Origin of the sequence: Ilumatobacter sp. (genome assembly GCF_049588435.1) — a bacterium.
Lineage (GTDB): Bacteria > Actinomycetota > Acidimicrobiia > Acidimicrobiales > Ilumatobacteraceae > Ilumatobacter_A.
Genome location: NZ_JBAVYV010000052.1, coordinates 1 through 2,103, shown reverse-complemented (window position 1 = coordinate 2,103; position 2,103 = coordinate 1). Strand labels below are relative to the sequence as shown.

Here is a 2,103-nt window from a genome sequence, read left to right as displayed (position 1 = left end):
AGTTGATTCGACGGTCAGTGAAACAGCCGCGATCGCCGAGTCGACCACCAGTGCCCCACTCGAAGCCTCCGCCGACACCGAGCCCGAGCCCGAGAACGAATCGACTGAGCCACCCGCAACGAGCGCCACGACCGCATTGACATCGCCCACGACCACCACCATTCCTGAGCTTCCTGTCGAGGCACGCGAGGGAGTCCGCGTGCGCGTGGTCAACGGCGGGGCCGCTGCCGGCGGTGCCCAGTTCGTCACCGAGGTGCTCGAAGGGGAGGGGTTCGCTCCTGCAGGGCCGGCCGATGCTGTCACGCAGGTCCCGCAGACAACGGTGTTCTTCGCCCCTGGCCAAGAGATCTCCGCGAGCACCATCGGCCGGATGATCGCTGCGGGCGGCGACTTCATCATTGCGGGCACCGACGACGCCAACTGGAATGAGTTCGGCTCGGAACTCGACGTCCTCGTTGTGCTCGGACCGGCGTGACAACCGTCGCTACGATGCGCCCTCACCACGTTCACTGGAGGCTCCGTGGAACCCATTGAGTACATCCGAATCCTGATCCGGCGCTGGCCGATCATCGCCGTGTGCTCGCTCATCGGTGCCGGGTTCGCCTTTCTCGGGACCGACCCGGAGCCGGAACCGATCCAGGAGACGTACGTCGCCAAGCACACCCTGCTGTCGAGTACGAACCAGCAAGGCTCGCAGTCGTCGATCGGGACGATCACGTTCGCCCAGGTGCCGATCTTCGCGACGACCGGCGAGGTCCCGCGCCTCGCGGCCGAGCAACTCAACTTCAGTGGTCCACCGGCCGTCCTCGCCTCGAACGTGACCGTCTTCGAGGATCAGGCGACCGGAACGCTGCAGTTCACCACGACGCAAGACGATCCCGATGACGCTGTTCGGATCGCTGACGCATTCGCGGACATCACCGTCCGGTATCTCTCCGAACAGCAAGAACAGATCCGCCAGGATCGGCTGACCAATGCGTTGGCCGACATCGAGCGGCTGGAAACCGAGATCGAGGAACTCGACGCCCAAGTCGGCGAGCAATTGGTTGCCCAAGCGGAGGCAAGGGCGGACGGCCAAGTTGAGGAGGTCGACTCGATTCTCCAGTCACGACGCGACACCGCAGTTCGGGAGTACTCGAGCGCTTACGAGGCGTATCGAATCCTCATCGGAGACGAAACCGCCGACCTCAGCCTCACGACGCTCGAGCGAGCACAGCCGGTCCCCCAGAGCACCGGAGGCTTCAGCCCGCCACGCACCCGTTCCACGCGAGTCCCGATCGCTGCCGCGCTCGGCGCGATCATCGGCGCTGGACTCGCACTCCTCGCGGAACGTCTCGACTCCAAGTTGAGCGATCGCCGCAAGGCCGAGGAGGCGTTCGGTGCCGCAGTCGTGGCAGAGCTGCCGTCGTTGTCCCGCAAGCAGCGTGCTGCACGCATCGTGGTCGGCCCGGACCAGAACAACGCTGTGGCGGAGGCATTCCGATCCTTGCGGACGTCGCTCACCTTCATGGCCGCCGGTGGTCAGCCCTCGGCAGCCGACGATCGCGTCGGCGTCCTGCTCGTCACCTCGCCGAGCCCATCGGAGGGCAAGACCACGACGGCCGTCAACCTCGCCGCCGCCTTCGCCGAGACCGGTCGCCGCACCATCGTCGTCAACGCTGACTTCCGTCGACCGATCATCACCTCGATCCTCACCGACGACACGATGACGCTCCCCGCTGGACTCGCAGGGATCGATCGACTCGACCCCGAGGCATTCTTGACGCCAACGACGATGCCCGGAGTCGAACTGCTCGACCTGTCCTCGCTCGGAGGCAGTCCGGGCGATCTCACACGCGGCACGTATCGGCTCGTCGCCGCTCTCAGCGATCGCGTCGACGTGATCGTCATCGATACTCCCCCACTCGCGGTTACCACGGAGGCCCTCGAATTCGTCCCACTTGCACAGGTGGTACTGCTCGTCGGACGGGTCGGACGTACCGCGACATCGGATGCGCAACGGGCCGGCGAACTGGTGCGCTTCGGCGGAGCCGAACATCTGGCGATCGCGATCACCGACGCCGGGTCAGCGCGCTCGAAGAGCAACGGCTACTACGACTACTA

At 65.5% G+C, this 2,103-nt stretch carries 2 protein-coding genes; both read left to right on the top strand.

Annotated features, from left to right (window positions below; genetic code table 11):
• Window positions 1-475 (top strand): LytR C-terminal domain-containing protein (locus WBV89_RS01890; RefSeq protein ID WP_423979646.1); only part of this gene is annotated, 475 nt, incomplete at its 5' end.
• Window positions 476-520: 45 nt separating this feature from the next.
• A partial coding sequence (locus WBV89_RS01885; RefSeq protein ID WP_423979645.1) for a hypothetical protein occupies window positions 521-2,103 on the top strand: 1,583 nt, incomplete at its 3' end.